This window comes from uncultured Winogradskyella sp., assembly GCF_947498345.1.
In the GTDB taxonomy this organism is placed as follows: domain Bacteria; phylum Bacteroidota; class Bacteroidia; order Flavobacteriales; family Flavobacteriaceae; genus Winogradskyella.
The window spans coordinates 19708-34852 of the sequence record NZ_CANMJY010000017.1 but is presented as its reverse complement, the minus strand read 5'-3'; the positions used below and the strand labels follow the sequence as shown (position 1 = coordinate 34852).

13 protein-coding genes are annotated in these 15145 nt (G+C 30.6%); 9 read left to right on the top strand and 4 right to left on the bottom strand.

Going from position 1 to position 15145, the window contains the following annotated elements; translation table 11 throughout:
* From Q0912_RS17255 to Q0912_RS17240, 4 genes are all read left to right on the top strand, one after another.
* A partial coding sequence (locus Q0912_RS17255) for an RHS repeat-associated core domain-containing protein (protein ID WP_299117486.1) occupies positions 1 to 1950 on the top strand: 1950 nt, incomplete at its 5' end.
* Positions 1940 to 2578, top strand: coding sequence for a hypothetical protein (locus Q0912_RS17250; protein ID WP_299117484.1), 639 nt, complete (start codon positions 1940 to 1942; stop codon positions 2576 to 2578). The genes Q0912_RS17255 and Q0912_RS17250, both read left to right, overlap by 11 nt.
* A 455-nt stretch (positions 2579 to 3033) precedes the next feature.
* Positions 3034 to 4221 carry an RHS repeat-associated core domain-containing protein gene (locus tag Q0912_RS17245; RefSeq protein ID WP_299117483.1) on the top strand — a complete coding sequence of 396 codons (1188 nt, stop codon included), beginning with the start codon at positions 3034 to 3036 and terminating at the stop codon, positions 4219 to 4221.
* Between the two features lie 21 nt (positions 4222 to 4242).
* On the top strand, positions 4243 to 4743 hold the full coding sequence (locus Q0912_RS17240) for a hypothetical protein (RefSeq protein ID WP_299117481.1): 501 nt from the start codon (positions 4243 to 4245) through the stop codon (positions 4741 to 4743).
* Between the two features lie 831 nt (positions 4744 to 5574).
* Here the strand turns inward: Q0912_RS17240 and Q0912_RS17235 are convergent.
* The 3 genes from Q0912_RS17235 to Q0912_RS17225 form a co-directional block, all read right to left on the bottom strand.
* The gene (locus Q0912_RS17235; protein ID WP_299117479.1) at positions 5575 to 6207 is read right to left on the bottom strand and encodes a hypothetical protein; all 633 of its coding nucleotides are present in this window, start codon (positions 6205 to 6207) and stop codon (positions 5575 to 5577) included.
* A 306-nt stretch (positions 6208 to 6513) separates the two neighbouring features.
* Positions 6514 to 8352: a S8 family serine peptidase gene (locus Q0912_RS17230; RefSeq protein ID WP_299117477.1), complete on the bottom strand. Its 1839-nt coding sequence runs from the start codon at positions 8350 to 8352 to the stop codon at positions 6514 to 6516.
* 2 nt (positions 8353 to 8354) lie between these two features.
* On the bottom strand, positions 8355 to 9146 hold the full coding sequence (locus tag Q0912_RS17225; RefSeq protein WP_299117476.1) for a hypothetical protein: 792 nt from the start codon (positions 9144 to 9146) through the stop codon (positions 8355 to 8357).
* Between the two features lie 733 nt (positions 9147 to 9879).
* On the opposite strand from Q0912_RS17225, the gene Q0912_RS17220 reads away from it, so the two are divergent.
* Positions 9880 to 10278, top strand: coding sequence for a DDE-type integrase/transposase/recombinase (locus Q0912_RS17220; protein WP_299117474.1), 399 nt, complete (start codon positions 9880 to 9882; stop codon positions 10276 to 10278).
* A 116-nt stretch (positions 10279 to 10394) separates the two neighbouring features.
* Here the strand turns inward: Q0912_RS17220 and Q0912_RS17215 are convergent, their stop codons facing one another.
* Positions 10395 to 11414 carry a helix-turn-helix domain-containing protein gene (locus Q0912_RS17215; protein ID WP_299117472.1) on the bottom strand — a complete coding sequence of 340 codons (1020 nt, stop codon included), beginning with the start codon at positions 11412 to 11414 and terminating at the stop codon, positions 10395 to 10397.
* Between the two features lie 707 nt (positions 11415 to 12121).
* Here Q0912_RS17215 and Q0912_RS17210 point away from each other — a divergent pair.
* The 4 genes from Q0912_RS17210 to Q0912_RS17195 all read left to right on the top strand — a co-directional run bounded on the left by Q0912_RS17210 (position 12122) and on the right by Q0912_RS17195 (position 15119).
* Positions 12122 to 12592, top strand: coding sequence for a DUF4199 domain-containing protein (locus Q0912_RS17210; protein WP_299117470.1), 471 nt, complete (start codon positions 12122 to 12124; stop codon positions 12590 to 12592).
* A 174-nt stretch (positions 12593 to 12766) separates the two neighbouring features.
* Positions 12767 to 13552 (top strand): ABC transporter permease, encoded by a 786-nt coding sequence (locus Q0912_RS17205; RefSeq protein ID WP_299117467.1) that lies wholly within the window; start codon positions 12767 to 12769, stop codon positions 13550 to 13552.
* The gene (locus Q0912_RS17200; protein ID WP_299117465.1) at positions 13549 to 14229 is read left to right on the top strand and encodes an ABC transporter ATP-binding protein; all 681 of its coding nucleotides are present in this window, start codon (positions 13549 to 13551) and stop codon (positions 14227 to 14229) included. The genes Q0912_RS17205 and Q0912_RS17200 overlap by 4 nt, the downstream gene beginning before the upstream one ends.
* A gap of 491 nt (positions 14230 to 14720) precedes the next feature.
* Complete coding sequence (locus tag Q0912_RS17195) at positions 14721 to 15119, top strand: hypothetical protein (protein WP_299117462.1); 399 nt, start codon at positions 14721 to 14723, stop codon at positions 15117 to 15119.
* The last annotated feature ends 26 nt before the right edge of the window (positions 15120 to 15145 follow it).

Below are 15145 nucleotides of genomic sequence, written 5' to 3'. Positions count from 1 at the left end.
GAGGTTATTACTGACAATAACTATGACGATCTGGGGCAACTGACAGCTAAGGGTGTAGGTGGTAAGCAAAATGCGATTGATAGATTACAGGATGTAGACTATACCTATAACGTAAGAGGCTGGCTAAAGACCATTAACGATCCTTCTAGTCTTGGCAGTGACCTCTTTGGTTTTAAGATCAACTACAACACTCAGGACCATGGTGGTACTGAGCTCTATAACGGTAACATCGCCGAGACCGAATGGAGAACCGATAACGACAACATACTACGTTGGTACAAATACAACTATGATGATCTTAATAGAATTACTAATGGTACGGCCAGTAGTAGTAATTATAGTCTTGAGAATGTGGTCTACGATAAAAACGGAAATATCACCAACCTGGTAAGGAAAGGCCATACTAATGCCCAGTCGACCACATTTGGCGTTATGGATAATTTGGTCTATACCTACGACACCAAAAGCAACAGGCTAAAAAAGGTATTAGACAATGGTGCGGACGATTATGGCTTTAAGGATGGCGCCAACCAAACCACTGAGTACACCTATGATGCTAATGGTAATATGAAAACCGACGAGAACAAGGGCATTAACCGTATTGATTATAACCACCTTAATTTACCAACAAATGTCTATCTGCCTTCTGGTAATATTTCATATATTTACGATGCTACTGGTGTTAAACAAAAAAAGATTGTGAGTACAGGGATAACCATAGACTATGCAGGTAATTTTATCTATGAGAATGGGACGCTTAAAATGCTATCTCACCCAGAAGGGTATATAGAACCAGGTAACAAGCAGTTTAATTATATCTACCAGTTTAAGGACCATTTGGGGAATGTGAGATTAACCTATGCCGATAGTGATGGTAGTGGTACGATTAACAGTTCTACCGAAATCATTGAGGAGAATAACTACTATCCATTTGGCTTAAAACATAAAGGGTATAATAACAACGTTTCGGCTAATGTGAACTCCGTGGCGAGCAAGTTTAAGTTTTTAGGTCAAGAGGAACAAAATGAACTGGGCTTAAACTGGTTGACTTTTAGGTATAGAAATTATGATGCAGCTATTGGAAGATTTTTTGGTGTTGATCCTATAAGCGAAGATTATCTATCTATAACTAATTATCAATTTGCACATAACAATCCTATTTGGAAAATAGAGATAGAAGGTTTAGAGGGAGATCCATTTAATGGTGCACCAGACATTCCAAATCACGAGCCAGTGTATGGAAACACACACGTAGGAACATCAGCTATACCAATTGGCGATGGTACAGGAAACCATGGAAGTACAGCTTCATCAGGAGAAAGTTCATCATGGTATATGAATGAGGTTGGAAATAAAAAAGTATTGACTTTAGGTCTTCATAATATAAGACCATCAAGAGCCAAAAGACGAGTAGCACCTGAGGGGTCTAACGGATTAACTAAGGCTGTTGTTTTTATAGGTAATACTACAGGCTCTATATATAATAGCCTTGTGGATACTTGGAATGCGGGTATGGATGGTGCTAATATGGGAGACATAACAAGTGATGGTATAGCGGAACTTGGTAATATGACAAGTAGGATTGAGAATGGAGAGGGAACTATGGAGGATTTTGAAAATTTTACTGCTATGGTAGCATTAACTATTGTAGGTGGTAAAACAGGAAATAAAAAAACATCTTCAAAATACACAAGACTTAAGCAAAAAAATAAAGGCAGAGCTCAAAGTGTTCAAAATATTCAAACTGATGTAACTATGGCTGAATTTGGAACTAATTTAGAAGCTAATGGATTTAAAAAGACTACTTCAAAAGATGGTAATGCAACAATCTACACAAATGGGAATACATCTTACAGTGTACGTTCTGGCTCTAACCAAGGTAGCCCAACAGCTGACTTTTCAGTCAATGGGAAAACTAAACTTAAAATCAGACTAGGTAATGAAGAATAGTTATTTTATAGATTCAGAGAATATTCTAAGTCAATGTGAATTTCATATAGATAGGATTTTTAATAAAAAATCTTTACCTGAAAATATATTTAATAAAGACTATAATAATCTTTTATTTTTTGTTTTTGATGATATTTTTAGTGAAGAGTTTTTTGAATATTATAATAGATATTTGAATAAGAATTCATTTGATGAATTTATTTTTTACACATTAAAACCACATCCTAAAAATTATTTTTTCAAACACTATGATTTTTACAATGCTATTAAGTTTCCTTGTGGATTAAATTATGAACACTATAATGCCTTATTAAGTAACTTTCCAAGTGAAAATATTGCTGATTCTTTAAAATTAAATTCCAACGAATTTATTATAACATCTATATCAGATAATCTATACTTTTATTGCAATAGAGATTTAGAATTAGGAATTGTCATTTCAAATGATATAGAAAAAATCGATGAAATTTCAAAAGATGGTATTTTTAATACTTATGAAGATATTAAAGATTATACTGAAGAAATATTGATGTTAAAGTTTGGTGAGCGTGTTATTCCAGCCGAGTCTATAGAATTCTACAGCCACTTGATAAATAATTTTTTGGAATTTGGTGATAGTATCGGGTAAGGTAATGGTGCAAATAAATTGATGAAATAATTTTAAATAATGAGAAAACGGCAGTTAATATTAATTGCCGTTTTCTACTTTAAGGATAATGGTTATAAATACTGTATTCTTAACAAAAACAAACGTTCTTTAAAAATACTGCAACAAAAGCAAGAAACAGCTTTAATTTTTTAGTGAAACAGCAAAAAAATCATCTTAGACTACTATCCCTTGGTAGTGTTCCAAACGGGAGCTTTTGCAAATTAACAATTGTTACCTACTGATAATTAGCAATTTATATAATTAAACAGGTTCTTTTTTAAGAGCCTGTTCTTGTTCTTTGATATAACGAACGTTTTTTAAACCTTATAGAATAAAGGTTTTATATACTGTGGTGTTTCAAACGGGCTCCTAAGCTTTGTTTGTAGGATATTTCATATATTTACGATGCTACAGGTGTTAAACAAAAAAAGATTGTGAGTACAGGAATAACCATAGACTATGCAGGTAATTTTATCTATGAGAATGGGACATTAAAGATGCTATCTCACCCAGAAGGGTATATAGAACCAGGTAACAAACAGTTTAACTATACCTACCAGTTTAAAGACCACTTAGGAAATGTTAGGTTAACCTATGCAGATAGTGATGGGAATGGGACTATTAACTCAAGTACAGAAATCATAGAGGAAAATAACTACTATCCTTTTGGCTTAAAACATAAGGGGTATAATAACAATGTATCGGCTAATGTAAATTCGGTGGCACGTAAATTTATGTTCGGTGGGAAAGAGTTCAATGATGAACTTGGATTAGATTGGTATGATATTAGTGCTCGTAATTATGACCCAGCTTTAGGACGTTGGATGAATCTTGACCCTCTTGCTGAGAAGATGAGTAGACACAGTCCATATAATTTTGGGTTTGACAACCCCGTTTATTTCCAAGATTATGATGGTATGGAACCTTCAGGAGCTAATTGTGACGACTGTCCAGATGACCCAAAAATTGCTACCGAAATTATTGAAGTTGATTTAGGAATGGTATCTAGTAGTACTACTTCTCAAAAACCACAAGATTTCAACCCTTTGCCGACTCCTTTTGGTGGTCTTGAACCTTTTATGCCTTCTCAAGAAACTTTGGATTTATTTGACCAAGGAAAAAAACTATTATCCAACGTATTTAAAGGTGAATTAAAAAAAGAGGTAAGCCATGGAGTGACTTTAGGAGGGCGAATAGGACCTGTAAATGTTGAAGCTGAGGCCAACTTATTTGTCGGGGATGTTTCTATTAATGAAGAGAATAAAGTGACTGCATCAGGAAAAATCGGTGAATTAAAAGGAAAACTAACTATAGGAAATGAGGAAAACCCTTGGGCAGGAGTCAGAGGAGGTTTCAATTTGGCTGAATTTGAAGGTAGTGTTGATTTAGACAATTTAGAAGTTGATGGAACTGCTTCTGCAGGGGATAGTTATTCTGAATATCTATCAGGTAATAGTTTCTTAAAAGCTGATGAGTCCTTTACTTTAGGAGCTAGTGGTAAAGCATTGGGTATTAAAGCAAAGGGTAGTATAAATTTTTATAATTTAGGGGCTGGAGCTTTTAAGATGCTACAAGGAGTTGGGAGTTGGTTGTCTGACCAACTAGAACATAAAATGAATTAACTAATAGTTAAAATATTTATTATGAAGTTATTTCTATTATTAATCTTATCAGTAAATATTATGGCACAAGAAGCTATAAATACTGAATTCTACAATATAGAATTACCAAAGTCCACGACTTTTGAAAAGATGAACTCTTCGAAGGAAGAATTATCAAATGTCGATGTTTTTAAAATTTTGAACTTGGAAAATAGGCAAATAAAGTATCTAATTTATTTAATGTCAAATAAGCTCAATGTCGATTTTATTTCGGAACCTAATTTAAATGAATATGTAGGGGATATAGGGGAAGTAGAAATAGTTAAGAAAGAAAGAATCATATTTAAAGAGTATGATGTATACAAATTAAAAATGAAATTAGGAGATAATATTAGTAGTATAATGTACCTAACCAATATTAATGATGTATTGTATCGGTTAGTATTTATGATTCCAAAAAAGCTGTTTCCTGATTATGAGAAAGAAGTAGAATCTTTCTTCAAATCTGTAATTTTTTTAAAAGATAATTGGACTGAAAATTAAGTGATTTTGTTAATATGAGAAATGTAACCTAATTATTAAAAGAAACTATTTTTAAGATTTTAATACAGTATCTCTCTTTAAGAGCAAAATATACAATGTTAATACTAGGAAATGATTAAATTTTATACAGCTACAAAGTATCTTTGGATAATCTCCAGAATTATTCTAATAATTTTTTATGGATTAACCCTTTCAGAAAGATTATCAGAAACGGAAATACCTGATTTAATAGTCAACCTCTTAATTACAATAGTGTTGATTTCTATGATATCAATAAGTTTATTTGAATTTATCAAAAAGAAACCTCATTACTCATTAACATTTTTTGTTGGAATTATTAATATCTGTATTGGTGTTTTAATGAGTTATTTATTACTCACTATAGGTGATACTAATTATAGTATACTTGCGCAAATTGGATTTCAGCTTTTACCTATTTGGATTATTTTATATGGTTTTTTTGAAATTATTTACTACAGGTAATGGGTAGTGTCCCAAATTAGGATATGGTATGTAATTAGAGTTTAAGTAATTGAAAAACAGCAATTAACAGAAATGTTGATTGTTGTTTTTCTTCGTTCATTGGTATATTGGTAAAAGACTAAATCTCTTAGAAACCTTAAAATAAAGGTTGCTGTAGTGTTTCAAACGGGCTCCTGGAATAACTTATACGAATTAAGCTTGAAACAAGTGGTACAACGGTTTTGTGTATGGCTCGTTGCGGGAAATCAGCTATGATTTTCCGCCGTAACCGAAAGATAGCAAATTGCAATGAATTCCGATTAGGAATTCAGCCGCAATGAGCTATACACGTTGTTGTACAACGTTTTTCTATTCCATTATTTGTCCGATTAAATTTTTGTCGATTTTCTCGGTGTTTAATTTTATATATCTATACGAATTGACTTTCGACTTGTCAAGTTCTAAAATCAAAACTTTATTTTTATTCGAGTAAGCAATTCCATTGTCGAGAGCCAGATAGTCATTTCCGAATTCAGATTCCAATGCCGTTTTAGAAAGTCCGATTAGATTTGCTTTTCCCAAATCCGAATCTTTATTTAAAATCCTCATTTCTATTAGAATTTCAGTTTCGTCTTCAAATCTATGTTTGTTTTCTCCGTATTTAAAAACTACAATTTCGTTTATTCCTTTTGATCCAATGCTATCAGTTATAAAATTGTAACCATAAAATATTGAATCATTGATTGCAGGATGATATTGATATTTCAATCCGTTATTTACACTCGTTGTTACATTTCCGTTATTCTTTGACTTGAATTTCTGTAAGTCAATTGGGTTTTCAAGAAAGGAAATCAGTTTTAAGTTTTCAGTCGGCTTTTCAGCTTTTTCTATTTTTAATCCAGTCGTATCAACAACGATTTGGATTTGTTCAGTTTCCTTTTCAGTCGCATTTTTGCAACTTAAAAAAACTAAAAACAATATCGTTAAAACTGTAATTTTCATTGTTTGGTCAAATGTTGTACAACGGTTAGTATATGAAGCATAGCCTGCCGATAGGCGGCTATGATTTATATACCGTGTTATAGGCTTTTTTTTATTTCAATTTTTCCATTTTCTATTGTAGCAATTGCAAGTCCACATTTTTTATTATAAAACCTAAGAGTTCCCTATAAAGATCAAGATGCCAGTCAGCGAATATATTGATCTGATATGTTTGTTAAGTTTTACATTGCAATTAGATAACGATTGCTAATTTGCAAAAGCTCCCGTTTGGAACACTAGCTTACCCAGTAGCATTACTACCATTACTTACTTTTTTATAATTTTTTCCGTATGAATTATATTATTACTGGCATCTAAAATTTTGACAATATAAATTCCAGATCTTAACTTTTTCAAATTTAAAACAATTTGGTCTGAATCAACATTATTAGCTTCAAAGGCTTTTACTCCGAAGAAATCATAAATCTCAACAGACATAATTCTACGTTCAATTGTTTTTGAATTACTTCTTAAGGTTAAATCATTTATTACCAATGTTGGAAAAACTTCTATTAAGCCATGATTATATTCTCTTTTAGTGTTTTGTATGGTCTGCCTTGAACCTGTTTGACTAGGTCTGGGTGGACAATGATTTAAATCCAGATTAGGGTTTATCTGTAAGTCTACATAACCGCCGCTACCAGGAAAATATTCCCCACTTAATATTTCGATATTTTGCCTAGCCCTAAATTTTAGTTTAGAACCTTGAGACACATTGTTATTTGACATCTTTATTTCATAAGGTGCCGTCTCAAGTTTGTAAAACCAAGGCCTATATAAAATCCTATTTTTAACTTCTACGGTCCCAAACGGTTCTGCCATATCCTTAGACATTTTAACCGCTTCATAAGCATCGAGTTTACCTGCACCAAGTTTACCATAGAATGGTAAATTTGCTGGTATGGTATCAATTTTAACGGCTGTGAGTTTGAGTATAGTTTCCACTTCCTTTGGGTCAATACAGTAATTAACATCAAACATTAGTGCTATTGTACCTGAAACTTGAGGGGAAGCGAAGGACGTCCCTCCACCTCTTACATAATGTGTTAAACTAGTTTGAGGTCTTACAACTAAAACACCATAACCTGGTGCAACAATATCGACAGAATCATTATGCTGATGAGAGTTTGCTAAATCGCTATTAAACTGAATGACATGATTATCTTTAACAGTATCATAATAATTGCCCCATGTGTCTGTCCATGTATTAGTCTCATGAGCAATAGAAGAGACTGAAATTACATTTTTAAATGCTGCAGGGTTAACATATTGTGTGCTTCCAGGATGAATTCCATTACCTGCTGAACCAACAACGACAACCTTTCTGTCCTCAACAACTTCATCATAAACTTCAGGAAATACCGAACTAACCCATGCCGTATTGATTACTTTGACCCCAGATATCTGAGATAAAGCATCTACTGCATTTGCTCTGCCTATTCCATTGTATACTGTTGAATTATAGCCTATTGCTGCCATACCTAATCCGTTATTCGTATTTGCAGCCGCCATTGATGACACCTCAGACCCATGCTGTGCACTCCCCGCGGTACAGCTTGAGCAGTTAGTACCATAGACCACGTTTACCTTTCCTGCCAAATCCTCATGTGCTGGTTGTACACTATTATCAGCTATACCAATAATTACATCTGATGAACCTGTTGTGAGATCCCAAGCCTCAGGTGCCCTGATATAATTTAATTCTTCTTGGTGTTCAAGGAAGCCTCCAGTCATACCAAAATCATTAGGTATTACTAGGGTTTCTTCCATCTTTAAATCAAATAAATCTGTATAATAATTGGAAAAGTTATTATTTAAGTCATCCATTAACTTTATATCATTACAACGTACCAAATAAACGTTTTGTAATGTTGTTTTTTGTGAGTTTTTAAAAACATGTTCGACTTCATATACCTTATATTTACTTATAAGGCTATTAAGTCCTCTATTTGGTGAGTTGAAAGTAGCTATCTTATTATCTAACAAATCATGTGTTTGTATAAGCATATAATTTGAGTCTTGTATTTTAACAAAAAATGAAGGTGTTTGTTGAGCAAAACTTATTATAGTGCTAAATGATAAAACTATTAATACTTTGATTTTCATAATTAATCAATTTTACTCTTCAATTCTTCTATTTCTTTCTTAAGCTCAATAGTATATAAGGTCAATTCTTCTATTTTCTGTAATAGCAATTTGTTCATTTCCCCAAGCTCAATTCCGTTTTCCTCAACTTCTTTAGCACTAGGTATATCTTTAAGATGACCATTTTCCTTAATGTACTGCTCCACCTCTTCTAGCGTTGGTAATTTGTATGCATCTTCAAAAACATAATCCGCCCAGTCTGTATAAATTTTAACACCATGGGCTCTTATCTTACCGTCTACTGAAAGCCTATAGGTGTCTGAACCATCAACAAAAGACATGGTGCCGATACCAACATTTCCGGTAGAAAAGACGTTGCCTTCAACTTTTGCGCTACCATCTTTAATCACAAACTTATGCCCTTCGCTTTGTAGATAATTTCCCCAAGAGCCAATTACAACTCTAGAATCGGCTTTGGGCATATGCACAAACATAGTGTTATCGTTGCCTAGTGTACCTACTTTAAATAATTCAGAATTTAGCCTGTTCTTTAATCTCAAAAAAGTGCTACTGTCATCATATCCTACAGCAAGAATTTGTGTTTTAGCATCATTATCTAAAGATAAATAAAACTCATCCAAAGTTGAACTTTGCCAAAACCTGAAATTATAATCAGTAGTGCCTGTTCCATTGGAACCAATACCTACAAACTCATTATTGGTGGTTAATGTGTTGTTGCTAACATTCAATGTCCATTGTCCATGAGAATAATTGTAACTACATAAGATGATTAGTAAAAAAAGTGTTCTTTTCATAATAAATGATTTTAATAATTAATAATAAGAATTTTGTATATCTGCTGCATCCAATAAATTTAAATCCAGATTAATTATTAGACAATGTTCTAACCAGCTAAAGAATAGAATGACCTAAACATAGATTCCTAATTAGAAATCAATCAATCTTTCTTAATCATATACACCATTTCTATACCAGGTTAAGTTCTCTTAGTGGATTCAAATTCTCTAAGTTGTTCAGTATTTGTTTTTAAATCTTCCTTATATTTTCTGGTAAATATGTTTATTGCTATAGGATTTTTAATGTTTACTTCGGAATTAGATTCCTTGTAATACTTTTTTTTAGTTTGAAAAGGTTTTTAAATAATGAATTTAAGAGCATAATGATTTAATTGATTAGGGTATCTCAAAGATAAGAATTGATAAGAAGACTTTTCTACGTAGAACTACGTATTTTTCATTAAGTTTATTGGAAATTATGGTTATGGTATAAATTAGTTGATGAGCTAATTATTAAACGCAAACAATTGTAAAACAATAATTTAAAACATAATTTTAGTTGCAAAAGGATGGACGTAATGTTCATTCTTTTCTTTTTAAACGCATTTAGAGGCTTCTATATGCGTTTTTTTAATCTTAATGGTTCAAATTAGTTGATAGAAAAATATGAACCGAGCGAAGCGAATACAATGAGACATAAAAAACAATGAAAAAACACCGAATTAAATGTAAAAAATGTAAGAGTCTTGCAATGAAAAATGGTAAGCAAACCAATGCTATTGATTTTCTTTTAACCAAAAGAAGAAAACGGATGAGTGCTCAATCGTTCCTTATTAAAGCTAATAAGAATAATGGAAAACCAGAACTGATTAATATAGATAAGAGTGGTTTCAATAAACATGCCATTAGAATCTATAATAAACGATTATTTCCTATGATTCAAATTAGACAATGCAAATACCTGAATAATATTATTGAACAGGATCATCGTTTTGTAAAGAAACGGATAATAAGGTATTTAGGCTTTAAAGAATTTGAATCAGCCAAGAGAACATTATCAGGTATAGAAATAGTACATATGATTAGGAAAGATCAATTGATCTCTAATAGAGAATCTATGCTTAAATCATTCTATGGTTTGGCTAGTTAGAATATTATTTAATGATTATCTTAAGCTTAAATTCGTCAGATGCGACAGATACCTATTAATTGTCCAGTTTTTTCTTGCAAGCCTATTCTCTAAAATCAATTCAATAAGTTGACAGATTAGGTAGACTCTTTATATTGTTTTGGAGTTTGTCCCATTTCCTTTTTGAAAGAGTGATAAAAAGCTGATGGAGTATTAAAACCCACTTCATAAGCTAAGCCTTCAATAGTTAGGTTATTTTTCGAATTATCATGAAGTTTTTCTACTACTTCCCTTACTCTAAAATAGTTTACAAACTCTGGGAAAGTTTTATGAAATTCTTTATTAATCACTATTGAAATCTTGTAGGTAGGTATTTTAGTTTTTTGAGATAATTTAGTTAGTGTTAAATTGGATTCTCTATATACCTTTTCTTCGTAAAAAATTTGTTCTAATTTATTTACTACTAACTCTCTCTCTTTAAGAGTCAGCCTTGATTTTTTTGAACTACCAGAACTTTTTGCTTTATTTTTGTATAAACTATAAATACTTAGATAAAGTACGCCACAAATAATGACAGTACTTATAATATAATATTTAATTTCCCTTGTGTAGATTTGAATCAAAAAACTAATCCATACTAGAAATACACTAAGTAAAATTGCTTTAATTTCTGGTGACAACCTATTTTCTATATTTAGAATATTTCTTTGCTTTAATGTAAATAAGTATTTTGTAGAATAAGCAAGGTAAATAGTTAATAATAATGTGCATACTATATGAATATCATTTAAATAACCTAGACTCCTTGTTCTTCCAAATGAAATAACTATAATAATTGATGTAAAATGTAAATAATAATATGAACTGATTTGTGAAGTAGGCTTTATAGATTTCAATATGAGTAATAAAAGAGGCCCGATTCCTAATTTACCAATTATACCAACAATGCTAATTATTCCATAACTATAAAGTTCGTAGTAATGAAAAATATAATCACTGAAGCTAGATGCAACGCACAACAACAAGAGACTTATGAATAATTTTGTTTTCTTATTGAATTTTGATTTATAGAAAAATATAAATGCTAGAAAAATGCAATTTACTATAGCTAGAAGCGAAAATGGAAGAATCCAAGTTGATAATTTCAGTAAATACATTTAGCGAAACTTTTTAATGTATGTCGATCGATTAAATGGATTGTTACAATTATGTAAGGAAAATTAACGAACCGTTTGCATGGGTATTTGACAAAAGTAACCAAGCATGTATACTGGATTTATTTTTTAGAGTATCCTATTTGGACAGGGAAATACGTAACAAGGCGTTAGTGGGTGAGTTCAAGAGAGTATAAGTGGTTTTTCTTAGGAATTATTTTTCTTAAATCAAATAAAAACCTACTATTCCAATAATAGCTTATGGCTTATCTAATACACTAGCATTTATCCTTATTCATTTCGATCAATATCCCTAAGGTAAATTGATAATAAGTATTAATGAAAACATACCATTGACTAAAATAATGTCAGAATATATTATCCACTCAAAGCAATAATAATTTTATTTGGATTAATTGAAAGTGTAGATTAATTATTAATAAAATAATTAGTTTTAGTGCTGTTTTAGAGATTTGAGGAATGAAACTAAGTCATCCAACATTATTTTTTTGTGTTTTTTTGCGTTTAGTAATAACACGCATGCCCAAAGAGACTACTGCTCTATTGAAAAAAGAATTGACTCACTTACAGTAAAGAATAAGTTTAGTGGTGTAGTTCTACATTATAAGAAAGGAAAGGAGATATTTCATAATCAATTTGGATTTGCTAACCGATAAAAATCTATCGTATATATTAATAAAATAAAAATAATGAAAAAACAAATAATTAAGTATTCTTGTATTCTTTCAAGTATCTGTATTTTGTATTTTATAAGTACAAACCTACTAGGTATATCTGGTGACGAAATTATTGGTTGGTTTGGATATCTTCCTTATATATTTGTAATTTATTTTGGAATAAATCTTTCGCCTATTTTATTCTCAACGTATAAATCCAAATTTATGTTTGGTACTAAAGTAGGCGGAATTGGAGCTATAGTAAGCTCTCTTTTTATGTTTGTTTACTTAAAATTTGTGAGCAACCTGATGATTGAAACGGTTATTAAAAATCAAATAGCTCTACTAGACCCAAGCAGTTCTTCCTATGAGACAACAGTCGAAACCATAACTAATACAATTACCCCCAATTTCTATTTAATCTTTGGAATAATAGTAGGAATAATTTTAAGCTTAATTTTTTCATCTATTATACCTTTAATTCCAAATTTTCTAAAAAAATAACAATACAACTTTATTAAATCTAATATTAGCTTTAGTTAATCAATGAAAGACTACTTTTATCTTCAATTTAAAATTCTTAACAGAAAGTTTATTGCCTTTGGATTACATCCTATTTTAGCATACTTGATATTGTTTGTTTGTTTTTTAGGTTTTTCAAACTACATTTTTTTTACAATGGATTTTGCAATTCACCTATACATATTGCTAGCATTTAGAGTCTTAATAAAGCTTATTGGGAAACAAAAAAATGATTTTTTGAAATTTTTGCTTACCAAGAAAAATTACATCTTAACAAAACTAATTGAGAATTTTATTGGAATTTTACCTTTTGTGTTTTTCCTAACCTATAAAAAATTATTCCTCTATATTCCAATATTTATAGCATTAGCAATAACATCAATATTCTTTAACTTCAATAGGGGTTTCAACTTCACAATCCCAACGCCTTTTTACAAAAAGCCATTCGAATTTACGATTGGTTTTAGAAATACTTTTTATATCTTTCCTATTGTATACTACTTGCTTTATATTTCAGTTTCAGTAAAAAATTTTAATCTTAGTGTTTTTTCAATGCTAATGATTTTTTTAGTTGTGTCTTCCTATTATTCAAAACTTGAAAATGAATACTTCATTTGGAATTATAAAACGTCTCCAGAAGAATTCATACATAAAAAAATAAAAACAGGGCTTACTTATACTACACTATTAAGTAGTCCTATATTTATAGTAATTGGTATTAATTTTACAGCCGAATTTGAAACTTTGCTGATATTTTGGTTATTAGCTAATGCTTATCTTACTACAATAATATTAGCTAAATATGCTGCCTATCCATTTCAAACGGATTTACCACAATGGGTTTTTATTGGAATTAGTATCGCTTTTCCTCCCTTACTAATCATACAAATACCTTATTTCTATTTTCAATCCAGAAAGAAGTTAAATACAATACTCGAATGATTACTTTAAAGAACATAACAAAAAGCTATGGTAAAAAGAACGTATTGAAAAATATGAGTGCTTCTTTTAAAAAGGGCCAAGTTTATGGAATTATTGGTGAAAATGGTTCGGGCAAAACAACACTTTTTCGCTGTATTTCTGGACTTGAAAATTATAGTGGAAAGATTGAATCAGATTTTAAAATTTTAAAAAATCATATTGGGCTTTTAATGACCGAACCTTACTTTTTTTCTAAAATCACTGGCAAAGAATATATTAGATTACTTAATAATGCAAGGCAAAAAAAGCTAACCACTATTGAGACCAATAATATTTTTAACCTTCCCTTAAACAAATATGCATCTACCTACTCAACTGGCATGAAAAAAAAATTAGCACTTACAGCAATTTTACTTCAAGGTAATGATTGTTTTATTCTTGATGAGCCTTTTAATGGTGTTGATATTCAAAGTAATATTATTATAACAGAAATAATACACAAGCTAAAGAAGCTGGACAAAACGGTTATTATCGCTTCTCATATTTACTCTACTTTAGTAGAAACATGTGATGAAATACATCATTTAAAAAATGGCAACTTTGCTAAAAAAGTATCAAAGAAAGACTTTGGTCTACTCGAAGCCGAAATGAAAGAAATTACAATAGGAACAAATGTTAAAAAACTAGAAATAGATTAATTGAAAAATAATATAAAACCAAGAAAAAAATTAAATATAATTGGAGGACGTATATAATTCTATCCGCTTTTATATGTCCTCTGTGCTCTAACTAGTTTTGTAAGGCACAAAAAACAGATACTGCAAATGACTTTTTAACAAAATTGCATCAGCATGAATAGCTCAATAAGGCGGTTTAGTAACTCGAGGCAATGATATAATATCTTAAAAAGCATACCAGAAATCGAAATCAGTATTTACTGTTAAATCTAATACTGTTTTTGGATTTATTAACCACTTAACATCAGCACACATTTTAGACTCACCTAACCTATCGGTGATGACATTTCCTTGTCCTTATTCTCATCATATTGATATAGTGAACAAGGTTCTACCTTAATGTTTTGACCCATATCCCAATAAAATATAACATAAATAAATATCGATTCAACAAATCAAAATAAATTATGAATAACTAAAACCTAAATTAGGACATACAAAACTACTGGTCAATGGCTTCAATAAAAAAAGCAATTATATATGGATTTATTGTTTGGTTAATTCCATTTTTAAATTCATTTCTTTTCTATTCACGTGAAGGGGATTTAAAAATTAAATTAATGTTCTACAAGTCGATAATGTTAATTATAGGTATTAGTATTGGAACAGTTTTTATAATAAAATACTTTATGATAGCCAAAAACAAATTTTTAAAAGAAGGTGTTTTATTAGGTTCTATTTGGTTAATTATTAATTGGGGTTTAGATTTTGCGATTCTCATCCCTATCTCAAAAATGTCAATTGACAATTATTTTTATGAGATAGGCTTAAGATACTTGTGCATGCCAATACTTACAATAGCATTTGGCTATATGCTTCAGGTAAAATTAAGAGATTTTTCTAGTAATTAGGTTTAAAACAATTGTCAAGAAATTAC

What these genes read in the sequence shown, in the direction of transcription:
- Q0912_RS17225 (WP_299117476.1), bottom strand. Translation starts at nt 9,146, where the DNA reads ATGAAAAGAACACTTTTTTTACTAATCATCTTATGTAGTTACAATTAT.
- Q0912_RS17250 (WP_299117484.1), top strand. Translation starts at nt 1,940, where the DNA reads ATGAAGAATAGTTATTTTATAGATTCAGAGAATATTCTAAGTCAATGT.
- Q0912_RS17220 (WP_299117474.1), top strand. Translation starts at nt 9,880, where the DNA reads ATGAAAAATGGTAAGCAAACCAATGCTATTGATTTTCTTTTAACCAAA.
- Q0912_RS17200 (WP_299117465.1), top strand. Translation starts at nt 13,549, where the DNA reads ATGATTACTTTAAAGAACATAACAAAAAGCTATGGTAAAAAGAACGTA.
- Q0912_RS17215 (WP_299117472.1), bottom strand. Translation starts at nt 11,414, where the DNA reads ATGTATTTACTGAAATTATCAACTTGGATTCTTCCATTTTCGCTTCTA.
- Q0912_RS17240 (WP_299117481.1), top strand. Translation starts at nt 4,243, where the DNA reads ATGAAGTTATTTCTATTATTAATCTTATCAGTAAATATTATGGCACAA.
- Q0912_RS17210 (WP_299117470.1), top strand. Translation starts at nt 12,122, where the DNA reads ATGAAAAAACAAATAATTAAGTATTCTTGTATTCTTTCAAGTATCTGT.
- Q0912_RS17195 (WP_299117462.1), top strand. Translation starts at nt 14,721, where the DNA reads ATGGCTTCAATAAAAAAAGCAATTATATATGGATTTATTGTTTGGTTA.
- Q0912_RS17235 (WP_299117479.1), bottom strand. Translation starts at nt 6,207, where the DNA reads ATGAAAATTACAGTTTTAACGATATTGTTTTTAGTTTTTTTAAGTTGC.
- Q0912_RS17230 (WP_299117477.1), bottom strand. Translation starts at nt 8,352, where the DNA reads ATGAAAATCAAAGTATTAATAGTTTTATCATTTAGCACTATAATAAGT.
- Q0912_RS17205 (WP_299117467.1), top strand. Translation starts at nt 12,767, where the DNA reads ATGGATTTTGCAATTCACCTATACATATTGCTAGCATTTAGAGTCTTA.